This window comes from Bradyrhizobium sp. BRP22 (assembly GCF_020194175.1).
Taxonomy (GTDB): Bacteria; Pseudomonadota; Alphaproteobacteria; order Rhizobiales; family Xanthobacteraceae; genus Bradyrhizobium.
Map to the genome: position 1 here is coordinate 1 of NZ_JADYVX010000025.1, position 15,294 is coordinate 15,294.

Genomic DNA, 15,294 nt, shown 5'->3' on the forward strand with positions numbered 1-15,294 from the left:
GCTCACCCACGGTTGTAGCCGGAGGGGGAAACGGGCGACATCGCCACGCGCTTTGGCCGGTGGCCACCGGCCAAAGCGCAAGTCGCTTCCATCGCACAAATCATGTCCGAGCAGATACAAGGGGCTCGGCAGAGGAATGCGCGGAGACTCCCCCTCACCCGACATTCGCTGACGCGAATTTCGACCTCTCCCCGCAAGCGGGGCGAGGTGCGCAACAACCCGCCCGCCGCGCCCGTGGTTAATCCGCGGTAGCAGCCGGGGTCAAATTCAAGCGAAACTGCGAGCGGAACCTTAAAAGGCTTCAGCTATCCATCGCCCCGCCAAAGAATATGGGGCGCATCGTGTACAAAGAACTTGATCGAATTTCAGACCACCAAGGATTTACCACCGAGGACATCCTCTGGGCCGTCGGCATCTGGTCGGTGATCCTCACCCTCTCGCCGGTGATCATCCTTTACATGTTGATGGTGGCGTGAACGCCACCACGCACTCCGTCATTCCGGGGCATCGCGAAGCGATGAGCCCGGAATCCATTTGGCCGCGAAGTCTGCGGATAAATGGATTCCGGGCTCGCGCTGCGCGCGCCGCGGAATGACAGCATGCGCTAGCCACCAACAACCAACCACCAACAAAAACGCGCGGAGGACCGCGCGTTTTTGTCAGTCTGGAAGGCCTGTCGTGATCAGGCCGCCTGCTTGTGCATCGCGCCGCTCGACGATGCCGCGCCGCGGATCGCCTTGATCGAGCGTTCGATCGCGGCCCACAGCCGGCCGACTTCGGCAGCCGCGCGTCCCTCGGCATCATATTCGCGGGCGCCTTCACCATGGCTCAGCGCCATCAAGAGATCGGCGCGGTTGGTGATCTGTCCACTCCACACCGGTGCGCGGAATTTCGCCAGCGACTCGCGCGCGATCGTGACGATCGGGCTTTCGACGCCGTCACGCTGCGCCGGTGCACCGTTGATCACGACCGCGTAAGGCTTGCGCGCCGAACGGCAGCTCTGGATCGTCTCCTGCACCGCGTTGACGTCGAACACACCGGGCCGCGCCGGAATGATCACCATGGTCGCGTTCTTGATGGCATCATCGACGACGGCCGACAGATTCGGCGGCGTGTCGATGAACACCCACTCGATCCCGTCGCGCTTGGCTGCGGCGACGATGCCGCTGACGGAATTGACGGCCGCCTTGATCGGCGGTTCGTTGGTGCCGCGCAGCTTGTGCCACAGCGTCAGCGAGCCCTGCGGATCGGCGTCGATCAACAGGCAGGGCTTGGTCGATTTGTTTACGTGGGCAGCCAGGTGGGCGGCTAGCGTACTCTTTCCCGAGCCCCCCTTACGCGAAGCAAAAACAATCACGTTCATTACGTTGGCCTCCAGATTGACCCCAGGCCGCGAAAATGAATCAGTGAGGTGATTCGCGAAAGCGGAAATTTGCAGACAATCGGGCGCGAGCCGTAAATTGCCGGAAAATGTTGTTGTTTGAGTCACACCTTGCAGTGCAATACAACCGACAATAGAAGCAAGATGTCTGCTTTTCAGCCAATCACAGCACGTCTTTCGCGCGCTGACGCTCGCTCCACTTGCGTTCAACCCACCCGAGAGTCCGCGCCGTCGGCTTTTGCAGCACCGGCACGTCCTGCGCGAACAAAAGGAGTCCAAGCGGCAGCATCCAGAGCCCGAGCACCGGCAGGAAGCTGAAAACGCCGCCGAACATCAGGAGAATGGCAAGCGGCAAGCGCGCATAGCGCGACGACGGCTTGCGCAGCCACGCGACGAACTTCGCGGGCCGCGGCGGCAGCTTGCCTTCGAACCAAGCAAAGTGCCGGTCTATTTCCATTCTGTAATGTTCGCTCACCGATTTCTCCTCTCGCGAGAAGATGTTGACGAGCGAGACCGTGGCAAGGCGTCAGTCTGTCGCGCGCATAGGCCTTGAAACAGCGCTCATTCGATTCACGCTGCAGAATTGCGTTCGTTCGCGGTTCGCAACGACGCGCTTTAATTCTCAGGCCTGGCGCGGCGCCTTTCCCTGCGATCCCGTCGTTCCTCTGGGTCAGGACCAAAGAAAACGCGGCACGGCGGCGAGAGCTGCGCCTTGTTGCGGATCATACAGGCGGTGATCATATCCACGTCGGGAATGAACGCGCTGCAGAGTCGCATCGCATCGGGCGAGCAAGCCTGCTGCTGCTCGGGCGTGTAAGCTGTGCTCGATCGCGGCCACATCGCGACCATCACCGTCGCGGCCAACAGCAAACCGAACCTGAAATAAGTGGAGCCGACGATCGTCATTGTTCCTCTCGCCATCACGTCCCAAGAAGTGTCGGTGAAGGTCGTGGCCTTGGCAAGGCGACGCAGAGGGAACATCACAGCCAAAGCGCCAGCGGGGCTCCTCCATCAGTCACAATGGCTTCATAAGTGGTGCACTCGAGTGGTACTGCCGCCCGCCAGCCTTCAGCTTTGACCAGCTTACGATTTTGCGCAGCGCACAATGCTAGGTCCGCACCATCGATTTACGTCAACCTGTAGTCCTTACCGTTCTTGCCTTCGTGCGGCCTTGGCACTAGCGTAGCCGAGCTGAGGGCCTTCCGGATTGTCGTCAGGCCCGCCTGCCTTGATAGGAGCGAGATCGCACTACGCTGCAACCCAACGTTTTCCAGGAGGCTAACCATGCTGACTATGCGAACACTGTTGGCTGTCGCTACCCTTCCCTTCCTTGCAGTCTCATCATCGGCACAAACGGCAAGACCGATGGATAAGACTCAGGCCATACGCGCCGAATGCTTCAGGCAGGCCAACGAGGCGGCAAGAGCCCAAGTCGGCATGGCTTCTGCTAATCCCGCTGCTACCGCCGAAGGGAACTCGGTGGGAGCAAATGCCTATTACTCGTGTATCCGCAAAAACGGCCTACGGCGGTAACACTCCTCGACGAGGATGGGTCTAGAGCGTTTTCGAGCGAAGTGGATACCGGTTCGCGTGAAGAAAACGCGTCAAAACAAGAATCTAGAGCTTCGGTTCTGATTCAATCAGAACCGAAAATGCTCTAGCCTGATCTGGAGGCGCCGCTGACGCCTTCAGATGCGGCTGTTCGACGTCCCGGACGTCTTCGGGAATAGGCCTGCGCGTGACGTAACCACCTGGTTTGCTGAAATTAGGCCCGACACTTGTTAGCGACACTTGTAGTCGAGGCGCACGAAATGCTGTGCGGTGTCAGCAGCTTCTCGGCTACGGTGAAAATTTCGGGAAATGGTACAGTTGGGTGGGTACCGTCGATATCCAGCTTCAACGTTGATAAACTTGAAGAATTTGCGCTCACTCGGATGGCTTTTGTAAGGTGCGTTTGTATTCGCATCAAGAGCGAGGGACGAGACCATGGACTAGCTCGACAAACCACTTGGACCGCGCGCTGGTCTTGTACTCGGCTGCCTTTGCATCGGTGCAGCTGCTTGGGTGCTCGGCAGGTCGTTGAGAATGTCCGCATGGGATCAAGCTAGGCTGACGAGAACGGCAGTCAGGCAGACGTATCTCATTTGACGGTCTCATTGCGGACCTTCAAGCTGGCCTCGTACTAAAGCTGGAGATAATCTCAAAAGTAGAAGCTCCGGGGAGGTTCGCTATGGGATGGCGCTATAGTCTCGATCATGCCAACCTCGTTGCGTACTTGGCCAGCGATGGGCCCGTCGCGCCGCCACGTGCCGAAGCCGAAAGCCTGAAGCAATTCATCTGGAGCTTGAGTACAGATGAGGGCCGCACGGAATTTGCTGCCAACGCAGAATATAGGCGTGGAGACGTCGCTGCCGATCGACGGCTAATTTCATCCGATCCTGACTGGCTCCGCGATATTCGCCTCTGTGCAGAAAGATCCTACAACGCCTTCCTGCAACAGATCGGCGCTGGAGTTGGGCGCACGACAGTGATCGAGCCTACGGTTGTTGGGAATATCCTGGAGCCGCTTCGTCCGTTATTCTCCGGGTATTGGCTTTATTGTCTTATTGTTCGCACGGGAACAATTTATCCCAGCCCCGAAGAGAACGAAATCTTTCAAGAGATAGCCGTATCCTCGCGGCATCGGGCACTTGCCTTGATGCCGGACGGCCCGGCAGGTCTGATGAACATTCTTGACCCTTTTCTTGCCCTACAGGAACTGGCTCGGACACCCCTTGACCCTCCCGCCGTCGTGTTCTGGACCACGCGTGGAGGCGCGTGCGCTTTGGATCTAGCGGAAGCAAAAACATTTTTCAGGACCGCTCTGCTGGACATTCCCACGCCGGACGCGGTTGACGCCGCATTACGTGCGCGGTCAGCGATGACCGAAACCAAACGATTTCTGCACATGAGCGACCTCCACTTTGGCGATCCTCAGTCCGACAAGAGCCGGCGTTATGTGACAGGTCACCTCGCGGGCTTGCTTCGCGATATCGATCGGGTCGTCGTTACGGGCGACCTATTCAATAGTCCGCGTGCGGAACTGCGTGATCAATTTCTTGATTTTCGCGCGAACGTCAAGCGAATGACCAACAAGAGCTTGATTGTCGTTCCGGGAAACCACGATGTTCGCACGCGGGGTATACTGGGAAAAACTTATGAGTTCGCATTCGATATCGGCTGGAAACCCATCGTCGTCGACCCCGACCTCGAGTGTGTATTCCTTTGTTTCAACTTGGTTGAGGAGGGAGCGCTCGCTAGAGGGCGTGTCACTGATGATCAGCTTTTACGGATCGTCGGAGTTCAATGAGGAATGTGATCAATGGATGCAAGAGCACCAGACGGACATTCGACGATACACGCGGATTGCCTTAGTTCATCATCACCCATTTGCATGCGAAACACCTCCGTCGGCCTTGGCCTATTATGAACCCTTCGTCAGGAGGATCACTGGCAATGAAGACACCTTTACCCGATTTGAGCAGGCGGATCGCTTCGTCACCTGGTGTGCTGAGCGCGGCGTGTCCTTAATCCTGCATGGGCATAAGCATGTTCCTCATCATGTGCAGGCAAGTATCTCCATCAATGGCCACCAGCACACAATGATGGTCGTCGGTTGTGGGTCAACGACAGGAGCAGAAGGGTCATCGCTGTGCTATGACGTGGTTTCGCTCAATCCGAGGAGCGGCCGTTGGAGCGTCACCTTCCATGAGGACGCATCCAAGTCAGGAGCGGGGTTTCGAATAAAGGAGTTGAGTATTGATACCCGGATGGTGCGCTCGGCTTGGTGATGTTGAGCCGGATCGTAGGGCGGGACGTCGATAAGCTTCAACGGCCTTTCCACTGGATCCGCTTGGAAGCCTGCCGGCAGGTCAGGCGGGGGCTCTTCGTCGCTGGGGTTGCAGGGTGGGGCAGGGCATGCCGGCGCCACCACAGGTGCATGCGTGGCCGCCCAGCCACGGCCTTGCCGGATGGTTCTCGCAAATCCAGCGGCAGTTATCGCAGCGGGCGCACCACTTCATCAGAAGCTGTCCCTCACGCACTCACAGCTCGGGTTTGTCCGGTTCTTGGCCGCAGCACCCAAGTAGGACACTATGCTTAAGTGCGTCCGGTGCGGTACAGCTCACGTTCCCGCCGGATGTCGTCTGAAGAAAGCGGCGGACTGGCCGCGTCGAAGTCCTTCCAACCGGACTGTTGCCAGACTGCGCTCCTCTGCCGGAGGTCGGCTGACGACTGGTCAAGGATTTGCTCCACTCTGATCCGGTCACCATCGGCAACACGCGCGGAAACCAGCGTCCCGCCCCGGCGGACGCCCTCCGCATGTTGGGACGCTTCTTCCTTGGAAGCTCCAGCTTGGGTAAGCGCACCAATAATGCCCCCTGTTGCAGCTCCCGCAGCTGCACCAGCAGCGGTTGAGACCAGCCAGCCGGCTGGCACTACGGGACCAACCCCGGGGGTCATACTCCCGTTCATGGCAGGCCAGCACAGAACGGCAGCGCCTCACTCATCCTTCTTCTTCCACCAAATCCAGTGGACCTGCGTCCGGCCTACAAACTATCTTCGTTAAAGAGGCCAGCACCCTAGTGGACCACTATACGTTTTTGATCTCAACCGTAGTGTCTGAACAATGAGAATATTCAAAGCGAGGCCCGCAAGAACACAGGTCTTCATTCACAGCTCATCAACAATCGCTAGGCTGCAGGCCAGAGATCCGGCCAATGGCCCAATTTGACGTGTGCGCGTGTGTGCACTTGTGGACATACGCGAGGCCTAAGCAGTGTTACACCTTAGCCATCACCGCACGGTCTTGTGGCATTTATCGGTGATGAGAACGCCAGTTGCGCGCCCGCCTTCCCCGTGCCGAGGAGCCGCCATGCAGCTGCGCCGCCGTATCAAACAAACCACATCCCTGGATCAGCGCTTATTGAACGAAGCTCAGCGCTTGCGAAAAGAGGCGCGAGGCACCCCGCATGGCGTTCAGCGTGAACGACTTATCCGGAGAGCTCGTCAGGCCGAGACCGCTGCGCGGATAGACCAGTGGCTGCGGTCGCCCGGACTTCGCGCGCCCACATAACCGATCAGTCGGTGTTGCACAGCATCGGCGCGCGACACTCATCCGGACGGCAGCGAGAAGCCGCGAATGACCGACACAACCCGCTACTCACACTGATTTCCTGCATCGTGCGAGGAAGCTGGCGGTCCGGCAGCAAGGCTGGTTGAACGGCTTCCGCTTAGAACAGACAAAGCTCGCGTGAACGGTTCCTTCACTTTGATTGAGGATTACACTCAAATTGGCTATAGCCCGCGGAGCGCTTTGCGTTGAAGAGTCCTATCGCCTCTGCTGGGGGCCAACCGGAGATGTCCGATGGGTGTGGCAGGTTGGCGTTTCGCGAAGAAAACTTTTAAAGTCCGGGCCACAATCGCCGCCGTGCTAGAAGAGCTGCCGTTCATCTGCTCCATCATGGTCGCGGTCGGCTCGATGATTATGATCGGGATCAGGTTGTACACTTGGCCGGCGGAATAGTTTAGAAGCCCGTCTTTGGGACGGGCTTCCTCGTCAGGCGACCTCAAGCTTCCGCACAGATCGAGCAGTTGGCTGGAGCCGTATCAACAAATTCAGCAAGACGAATGTCGCCTGCGGCTTTGAGCCGAACAACGCTTGAGCCGTTATCGGGTCGGTTGCCAGCGCTCAGCGCGTATCGACCTTGTAAGCGACAACAGTGCCGTCCATCATCAGCGGAATCATGACGGTACCATCCGGTCCCACGCCAAGGTCGGCGCTCCCCTTCTGGAGGGGAAGGAGACGCGTCGCCGTGCCATTGTTCGTGAAGTGGAACAGCCCGCCATTCATCCAGTCGGTGACAAGATAGCCACCCTTGCCATCCGGCTCGACGCCATCGAGATTACCGACCGGTTTCGGCTCACCAAGAGAAGACACTTTCTTGGTTGCGAGATCGACCACCTTCATATGGCCAGGCACTTGGGTCGAGAAGTCCGGGGCCATCTTGCCCCATGACGCCACCACAAGCCGACCGTCCTCTGCCAGAAGCCCATTCGGGTTTTCGAGCGCATCATCCTGCATCAGGAGCGACAGCTTGCCACCATCGAGCACCCAAATGCTATTTGACACCATATCCGAGACGTAAATCCGTCCCCTATTGTCAGCCGCGACATCGTTCAAGAACTTGGATCCGAGAGCCTCGTACAGGTTGATGACTTCGCCCTTGGCGAGGTCGATTTCCGCAATTCGGTCTACATCTGCGGCGTACAGCTTGCCGCCGGAAAGTGCCAGCCCGGTCGGACTGTCGAGTCCCTTGACCCACTCGAGGGCTATGACCTGTCCATCCGGCCCGAGCTTTGAGATGAAGCCGTTGCCATCCTTTTTCCTGGCATCGCCGTTGACGTTCGAAACATAAACTGCCCCGCTGGCTTGGTCGAAGATCGCCGATTCCGGGTTCTTGAAACCGCTCGCCTCCCACAGCTTCTTCGGTTCTGCAGCGACGGCACTGAAGGTAAGCACAGCTAACATTAATGCGGAGAGCTGAGGTGTCCTCATAGTTGCCTCCTCATGTTTGCCACCGAAGAAAGAACGAGTCCGTCACGGCGGATGTTCCGTCCTTTGTACTTTAACTCGCGCGCGACGAAGGACTGGCGGCAATAGTGAAGCTCGAGTTCTCACAGCGGTCGTTCATGCCAAATTAGGTCAGCAACATGGACCGAGGCAGCATGACTTTGTGGTCAGCCTATTCGCTACGCGTGCCGAGCCGAGGTTGACTCATCCGTCACTCGATCCAAATCAAGGCCCCATTTCCGCCGCTGCTCCCTCTGGCTTCCACGAGTGACGGTGCGCCATGTGTTCACGAAATTTCCGTCTAGCGCGGTTCGAGAATGACTCCTCGCTGCCATTGGCATGGCGGCAGTGCCTTCCATGATCTTCTAGGCCGCGCTGTCGACGCAAAAACGGCCGGAACGGCTGGGGTAGCCGGCCTTGGAGCCCTTCAAAGGTAAGGATTCTTGGTCTCAGCCGAACAATTTCCCTCTCATTCACGTAGGTCGAACTGCAGACGATGATCTGATCACCTACCTACTGACTCAAGATGAATTTCGAACGCTCACCGAACTCTCGAAGAAGATCATACGACGCTGATCAACCGGCTTCGAGCGGCACTAGATGTCGTCAGGAGCCGAGAAAAGGGCCCGGCGATCGCGCCGGGCCGAGTAGAGGGAGGAAAACGAAAGATCGGAAATCTTTCGCAAACGCCGAATGCGGAATTCGATCGCAGAAACCCAACGAACGACCTCCAGCAGCAATACTATCGTACACATCAGACAGCATTTTGTGCTGAAGCCGGCACCTCTCAGCGCTATTTCCGACATTTGACGCGTCGTACGATTTCGACAACACCATAAGGAACGCGCGCGTGACTTGGCAGGCCCCGATCACTAGGCTCCGCACGTCCGGAACAGCTCATTTCATCCCGCGGTTTAGATCTCGCAATGCCCGCACCGCCGTACCCACTTTTGCAATTCAGAGGTCCCAATCGCCGACGGTCCTGCCAAGAATGACTGCCGGGTCTGCGTTGCGTTGATGAACGTCCATTCCTTGAAACTGCGCGCTGAAGCAATCGCGCCTATTTCTCGAGGGGCTGTCCTCGGTCGTCTCCACTTAGCGCGCGGAGTATCTTTCTTCTGAAGCTCGACAGGTCGAACAGGAGCCTTGGCACTCTTTTGAGTGCAATCGCCTTGCCTTCGATTGCGAGATGTAGAACTCGCACCAATCTGGCAAGACCGAGTTCTACAAATGCGACCCGAACATGGGGATCGTTCGCAATCCTGAGCTGGTTGTCTACAATGACGATGGAAGCCGCCAGATCAGGTTTTCTCTCCAGAACGAAGTCTCGACATGCCGCGGCAAATTCCTCCTCTTGAACGCTTAAAGGTACCTTGACGTCCCTCCGAGAATCTCCCGCCATATTCGGGTCCCATATGAACGACCGGCAGCGAGAGAACTGGTGCCGGCTCAGGTTTTGGATTTCTAGTGGCTCGCGCGCCTAGTCGGCCTCTTCGCACCCGGCAACACATCCGTGCAAACACCTTCATACACTTCGGCAGCCAGGCCTATTGTTTCTCCGAACGTCGGATGCGGATGAATGGTCTTGCTGATATCAATTGCATCGGCGCCCATCTCGATCGCCAGACAGATTTCTCCGATCATGTCACCAGCGTGCGAGCCAACGATCACACCGCCGATGATGCGGTGCGTCTCTTGGTCGATGATCAGCTTGGTCATGCCATAAGAGGCGCCCGAGGCAATCGCTCTGCCCGAGGCAGACCACGGAAACTTCGCGGATCTAACGCGCCTGCCTGACGAGGCAGCCTCATGTTCCATGACGCCAACCCAGGCCACCTCGGGATCAGTGTAGGCAACGTTCGGGACGATCTTCGCGTCAAAGAAGCTCTTGAGCCCGGCAGCCACTTCGGCCGCAACATGCCCCTCGTGAACCGCCTTGTGGGCGAGCATGGGGTTGCCCGCGACATCGCCGATCGCGAAAATATGAGGCAAATTCGTCCGCATTTGCCTGTCGACTGCAACGAAACCTTTTGCGTCACATCTTACACCAATCTTCTCCAAGCCAAGACTTGCGCTGTTCGGCACTCTGCCTGCGGACTGCAGGATTAGATCGTAAGTTCGACGCCCCGGCTTTGCGCCTTCAATCTCGACCGATACGCCCTTACTATCTGCCGTGGCGCTCACTACACCCGCATTGAGATCAATATGTTGGAACCGATGAGCGTTCCTGCTTTGCCATATCTTCACAGCATCCGGATCAACGCCGGCGAGCATACTTGGCAATCGTTCAACGAGATCGATTTGAGCGCCAAGCGCGCTATAAATCGTGGCCATCTCGAGTCCGATAATGCCCGCCCCGACGACAAGCATTTGCTTCGGAATCGTCTTTAGCTGCAGGGCTCCGGTCGACGTGACAATCCGCTCGTCTTTCGGAAACACACTTAACTTATTCGCCGAGGAACCCGTGGCGATGATGCACTTCTCGAACTCAACATATTGAGACGCACCAGTATCGAGATCAATTGCCAAGCAATTCGACGCGACAAATCTGGCAAATCCCTTGATGATTCTAACGTCCCGCGCCCGCGCCATCTGACCGAGCCCGTCAGTCAGCTTCTTTATCGTTCCGTCCCTGAATGATCTGAGTGCATTCAGATCCAATTCCAGCGCGCCGAATCGCACTCCCTTGTCAGCGATCCTTTCGGCCTCTTCCTTGGCCGCCGCGATGTGAAGCAACGCTTTGGATGGAATACACCCGACGTTCAGGCATACGCCACCCAACGATTGGTATCGCTCGATCATCACGACCTTGAGACCCAGATCCGCGGCGCGATATGCAGCAGAATACCCACCTGGTCCACCACCGATCACGGCGAGATCGAAGCGTTCCTCGCCTCCGCCAGATGCGGCCGAGCCATTCTGGGGTACAGCCTCGGATGGCGTCCGGTTCGGCGCAATCGGTTGCGCCTTGGCAATGACGGTGCCTTGCGACACTTTATCGCCAACCTTCAGAAGCACCTCCTTGATAGGACTCGCGATCGGCGAAGGAATTTCCATCGTGGCCTTGTCAGATTCAACAACAATAAGCCCCTGCTCCTTGTCAACGATGTCACCGTCTTTGACGAGCACCTCCACAATCTGAACGTCCTTAAAGTCTCCGATGTCGGGGACCAATATATCGATCACGCGCTCCATGGGGGCCTCACAACGCGTATCGCCGCAGATCGTTCAGCAGAGTCGCGACGAAGCCCAAGAACCGCGCGGCAGCGACACCGTCGACCACCCGGTGATCCCACGAGAGCGTTATCGGAAGCATTTGACGCGGCTGAAATCCACTTCCGTCCCAGACTGCCTCGGTGACAGCGCGCCCCGCTCCCAGGATCGCCACTTCGGGAGCGTTGATGATTGGCGTGAACCCATGACCGCCGACGCCTCCCAGCGACGAGACCGAGATGCAGCCTCCTTGCATGTCCCCCGGGGATAACTGACCTCCAACGGCCTTGTCCGCGAGCGCACGCATTTCGGAGGCGATCTCTATCAGTCCCTTCTTATCGCAATCTCTGATGACCGGAACCACCAAACCCTTGGGAGTGTCGACTGCAAATCCGATGTGAATGTACTTCTTGAGAATTAGGGCATCTTGATCAAAGGACGAATTGAAGCGGGGATACTTCTTCAGCGCGAGGGCTGCAGCCTTAATCAGGATCGACACCATCGTCAGCTTCGCCGAGGCCTCCCCTGCCTCTCCATTGAGATTCTTTCGGAACGCCTCCGCCTCGGTCACATCAGCTTTGTCGAAGTTTGTGACATGCGGGATCATGTTCCAGTTTCGTGAAAGGTTTGCCCCGGTGATCTGCTGGATTCTCGAGAGAGGCACTCTTTCTATCGCACCGAACTTTTCAAAGTCCGGTTTTGGCGATACTGGAGCCACGGAAGGTGGCAATTGGGTCGAACCCATCGCCCGTTTCACGTAGCTCGTAACATCATCGCGCAGCACCCTCCCCTTGGCTCCGCTTGGCATTACGAGATCCAAAGACACGCCGAGTTCTCGCGCCAATGCGCGAACCGACGGTGATGCATGCGCTCCACTTGCCTCTAGCTGTCCTCTCCGCCCGTCTACCCCAGCTAGCTCGCGCCCTTCTCCCAACTCGATTGGCACGCGTCCTTCCTGCGCCACAGAACCGGCATCCTTCGCTGATGAAGCCGGTGTCGCACTTGTTGCTTTAGCAGGAGAGTGACCTGGTGCCGATCCTGCTTCCAGAAGCATCAATATCGATCCTTGAGATACCAGGCTCCCGACCTCGATCATCAACTGCTTGACTTTCCCAGCCGCGGGAGACGGCACCTCCATCGTTGCTTTGTCCGATTCGATCGAGAGCAATGGCGTATCGATTACGACATCATCGCCAACCGCAACGTTGATTTCAACGATCGGCACGTCCTTGTAGTCCCCGATGTCCGGCAGGACGATTTCTATTGAATCAACCATGATTTCGCTTTGACCTGCGTTACCTTGACCAGGGGGAATTTGCGTCCGCCGGGACGTCATAGCGCGCGATGGCCTCGGCCACCCGGCTGCGATCGATCGCCCCCGACCGCGCCAGAGATGTCAGTGCAGCGATAGCGATCTGCGCGCGATCGACTTCAAAGAACGATCTTAGCGCGGAACGCTTATCGCTCCGTCCGAAGCCGTCAGTACCGAGAACGGTGTACGGCGCCTCGAAATACGACGCTATGAGCTGCGGATAGGCACGCACGTAGTCGGAGGCCGCCACGACCGGCACGCTTCCTGAGAGACACTTTGAAACGTGGCTCTCCTTTGGCTGGGAGAGCGGGTTTAGACGGTTCTTGCGCTCAATTTCTCGAGCCTCCCGCGCCAGTTCTGCGAAGCTGGTGGCCGACCATACTTCGCAGGGGATCTGCCAATCCCTCTCCAGCATCTTTGCAGCCTCCAATGCCTCTGGAAGGATTGCGCCGGAACCGACGAGGCGCACCTTCGCAGGTCCATTTTCGCTCGAAACGATGCGATAGAGACCTTTTATGATGTCGTCGCGAACATCCACAGGCATGGTCGGCTGCGCGTAGTTCTCGTTCATCACCGTAAGATAGTAGAATTCATCACGCCCCTCTTCGAGCATGGCGTGCATTCCATGGTCCAGGATGACGGCGACTTCGTAGGAAAACGCCGGGTCGTATGCTCGGCAGTTCGGGATCGTCGCCGCGATGACATGGCTAGAGCCGTCTTGATGCTGCAGTCCTTCGCCGCCGAGAGTGGTGCGGCCGGCGGTCGCGCCGATCAGGAAGCCCCGCGCGCGCTGATCCGCGGCCGCCCAGATAAGATCGCCGATCCGCTGAAATCCGAACATCGAATAGTAGATATAGAACGGTAGCAATGCGAAGTTATGGACGCTGTAAGACGTCGCAGCGGCCGTCCAGGAAGAAATCGCGCCTGCCTCTGTGATGCCTTCCTCGAGAAGTTGACCGTCCGCCGCCTCCTTGTAGTAGAGCATCGAGCCCGCGTCTTCCGGCTCATAGAGCTGCCCGACCGGTGAGTAGATCCCCACCTGCCTGAACAGGTTAGCCATACCGAACGTCCGCGCCTCGTCGGCAACGATTGGCACAATTCTGGGACCGAGCACTTTGTCCTTAAGCAGATTCGAGAACAGCCGAACCACCGCCATCGTCGTCGACGCCTCTTTGCCCTCGCCCTTGAGCGCGAACTTGGCATAGGACTGTAGGGCGGGGACGGCAACGGCCGCCGCCGTCCGCCTTCTGGTCGGCATGTAGCCGCCAAGTGCCTCACGCTTCGACCGTAGATACTGAAGCTCGGCGCTGTCGTTCGCGGGACGGAAGAACTCGAGACGTTCAACCTGCTCGTTGGTCAGTGGAAGAGAGAAGCGATCGCGGAACGCATAGAGCGCATCGATGTCGAGCTTTTTCGCCTGATGAGACGTCATGCGCGACTCCCCGGCGCCTCCCATTCCATATCCTTTCTTGGTCTTCGCCAGGATAACAGTCGGCCGCCCCTTGGTCGCCTTTGCTGCAGCGAAGGCGGCAAATAGCTTCCGAAAATCATGGCCGCCTCGCTTCAGCGCATCGATGTCAGTGTCGGACATATGCGAGACGAGAGCCCGCACCTCCGGATCTTCACCGAAGAAGTTTGCGAGATTGTACGCTCCGTCCTTGGCACCGAGCGTCTGATACTTCCCATCAACCGTCGCAGCGAATTTGCGCAACAATGCGTGCTCTGTGTCGCGCGAGAAGATCTGATCCCACTCCGATCCCCACAGCACCTTAATCACATTCCAGCCTGCCCCCCGGAAGATCATCTCCAGTTCTTGGATGACCTGTCCGTTCCCGCGCACTGGACCGTCGAGCCGTTGAAGATTGCAATTGACGATAAACGTCAGATTGTCGAGGTTCTCACGCGCGGCCAAAGACAGGCCGGCGATCGACTCCGGCTCATCCATTTCTCCGTCACCGAATACGCCCCACACGTGGCGGTCTTGGGTACGCGCCAAACCTCTGTTGTCGAGATACTTCATGAAACGCGCCTGGTAGATGGCGCTGATTGGTCCGATGCCCATCGAGCCTGTTGGCATCTGCCAGAAGTCTGGCATGAGCCAAGGATGCGGATATGAGGACAGGCCCGCCCCGGTGAGCTCTTGACGATAGTATCTCAAGTTTTCTTCTGACAGGCGCCCTTCGAGATACGCGCGCGCATACACGCCCGGCGAGGAATGCGGCTGGAAGTACACAATGTCGCCTTCCGCCTCCGGACTTGACGCGCGGAAGAAATGGTTGAAACCGACCTCAAATATTTCTGCCGCCGACGCATAGCTGGCGACATGGCCCCCGAGCTCCCCATAGGCCCTATTGGCCCGAACAACCATGGCGAGGGCGTTCCACCTGATAATCGCAGTGATCCGGGTCTCCATCTGGATGTCACCCGGATAGGGCGGCTGCGACTCGAGAGGTATCGAATTTCGATAAGGAGAGTAGGGAGGCACATCTGAAAGTACGCCGAGCTCCTTGGCTCGCTGATCCAGTGCCGAGAGAATAAAGCGTACACGTTCAGCACCCGCGCTTCGATGGAGAGATCCGAGGGATGCAAGCCAATCGGCCGTTTCGCTTTCGTCTTGGTCAAGCGATTGTCCACCGGCTGACTTGATCGGCGCGTCGATGCGAATGGTCACTGTCGTCAGACTCCTTCGAACTCCCTCCTTAGTAGCATTGGGTGTCGTGGCATATCTCGCCGAAAACTCCGACATTTCGGGCTGAACACGCGATCGGACGAGCCAGC

General features: G+C 57.8%; 11 protein-coding genes and 1 pseudogene. 4 read left to right on the forward strand and 8 right to left on the reverse strand.

Translation table 11 applies throughout. From position 1 onward, the window contains the following. The first annotated feature begins 341 nt into the window (after positions 1-341). Positions 342-476, forward strand: coding sequence for a hypothetical protein (locus I6F35_RS40265; RefSeq protein WP_275945498.1), 135 nt, complete (start codon positions 342-344; stop codon positions 474-476). A gap of 206 nt (positions 477-682) precedes the next feature. On the opposite strand, the gene I6F35_RS26335 is transcribed toward I6F35_RS40265, so the two are convergent. The 3 genes from I6F35_RS26335 to I6F35_RS26345 form a co-directional block, all read right to left on the reverse strand. Continuing rightward, positions 683-1,363, reverse strand: coding sequence for a ParA family protein (locus I6F35_RS26335; protein ID WP_225120579.1), 681 nt, complete (start codon positions 1,361-1,363; stop codon positions 683-685). Between the two features lie 181 nt (positions 1,364-1,544). Continuing rightward, positions 1,545-1,838, reverse strand: a complete 294-nt coding sequence (locus I6F35_RS26340; protein WP_225120675.1) for a hypothetical protein — start codon at positions 1,836-1,838, stop codon at positions 1,545-1,547. Positions 1,839-1,996: 158 nt separating this feature from the next. After that, positions 1,997-2,287 (reverse strand): hypothetical protein, encoded by a 291-nt coding sequence (locus I6F35_RS26345; RefSeq protein ID WP_225120580.1) that lies wholly within the window; start codon positions 2,285-2,287, stop codon positions 1,997-1,999. Positions 2,288-3,611: 1,324 nt separating this feature from the next. Between I6F35_RS26345 and I6F35_RS26350 the strand changes: the two genes are divergently transcribed. Together I6F35_RS26350 and I6F35_RS26355 are read left to right on the forward strand one after the other, a co-directional pair. Further along, positions 3,612-4,730: a metallophosphoesterase gene (locus tag I6F35_RS26350; protein WP_225120581.1), complete on the forward strand. Its 1,119-nt coding sequence runs from the start codon at positions 3,612-3,614 to the stop codon at positions 4,728-4,730. Continuing rightward, complete coding sequence (locus tag I6F35_RS26355; RefSeq protein WP_225120582.1) at positions 4,696-5,211, forward strand: hypothetical protein; 516 nt, start codon at positions 4,696-4,698, stop codon at positions 5,209-5,211. Before I6F35_RS26350 ends, I6F35_RS26355 begins: the two co-directional genes overlap by 35 nt. A gap of 307 nt (positions 5,212-5,518) precedes the next feature. Here I6F35_RS26355 and I6F35_RS26360 read toward each other — a convergent pair. Further along, a pseudogene (locus I6F35_RS26360) lies at positions 5,519-5,875 on the reverse strand (hypothetical protein); the annotation flags it as partial. A 910-nt stretch (positions 5,876-6,785) separates the two neighbouring features. Between I6F35_RS26360 and I6F35_RS26370 the strand changes: the two are divergent. After that, entirely contained in the window at positions 6,786-6,944 is a 159-nt protein-coding gene (locus I6F35_RS26370) for a hypothetical protein (protein ID WP_225120584.1), read from the forward strand. A 165-nt stretch (positions 6,945-7,109) separates the two neighbouring features. Here I6F35_RS26370 and I6F35_RS26375 read toward each other — a convergent pair whose 3' ends face one another. From I6F35_RS26375 to mdeB, 4 genes are all read right to left on the reverse strand, one after another. After that, positions 7,110-7,976 carry an SMP-30/gluconolactonase/LRE family protein gene (locus tag I6F35_RS26375; protein ID WP_225120585.1) on the reverse strand — a complete coding sequence of 289 codons (867 nt, stop codon included), beginning with the start codon at positions 7,974-7,976 and terminating at the stop codon, positions 7,110-7,112. Positions 7,977-9,455: 1,479 nt separating this feature from the next. Further along, positions 9,456-11,186, reverse strand: coding sequence for a dihydrolipoyl dehydrogenase (lpdA, locus tag I6F35_RS26380; RefSeq protein WP_225120586.1), 1,731 nt, complete (start codon positions 11,184-11,186; stop codon positions 9,456-9,458). 7 nt (positions 11,187-11,193) lie between these two features. Further along, the gene (locus I6F35_RS26385; protein ID WP_225120587.1) at positions 11,194-12,480 is read right to left on the reverse strand and encodes a 2-oxo acid dehydrogenase subunit E2; all 1,287 of its coding nucleotides are present in this window, start codon (positions 12,478-12,480) and stop codon (positions 11,194-11,196) included. 19 nt (positions 12,481-12,499) lie between these two features. Further along, positions 12,500-15,181, reverse strand: a complete 2,682-nt coding sequence (mdeB, locus tag I6F35_RS26390; RefSeq protein ID WP_225120676.1) for an alpha-ketoglutarate dehydrogenase — start codon at positions 15,179-15,181, stop codon at positions 12,500-12,502. Positions 15,182-15,294: the final 113 nt, after the last annotated feature.